Annotated in this window: 1 protein-coding gene; it reads left to right on the forward strand. The window is 55.8% G+C overall.

What is annotated here, in order from left to right; genetic code table 11:
• A partial coding sequence (locus ACUHMQ_RS21125; RefSeq protein WP_445297403.1) for an IS3 family transposase occupies positions 1-403 on the forward strand: 403 nt, incomplete at both ends.

Below are 403 nucleotides of genomic sequence, written 5' to 3' on the forward strand. Positions count from 1 at the left end.
AGTCGACGGGCTCAGGAAGACGAACGATTGCGGGTAGCAATCCGTGCAGCCCACGACAAAACACGCGGAACCTATAGTGCAAGACGCCTGCAAACTGAACTGGCTGCCGAAGGGATAGTGGCGGGTCAGGATCGGATAGCGCGACTACGTCGCGAAGAGGGTATCTGCTGCGTCCAGCAACGGCAGTTCAAGACCACGACCCATTCAGCTCATTGCTTGCCTGTTGCCATCAAGGATGTGTTTACCTGCGAGATCGTGGGCTATGCGATGAGTGCTCGAATGACGCAAGACTTGGTCAGTCAGGCGTTGTGGAAGGCGATAAAGTGGAAACGGCCAGAAGCAGGATTGATGCTGCATTCGGACCGAGGGAGTCAATATTGCTCGCAGGGATATCGTGCGCTGG

This window comes from Chitinimonas violaceus, assembly GCF_052601015.1.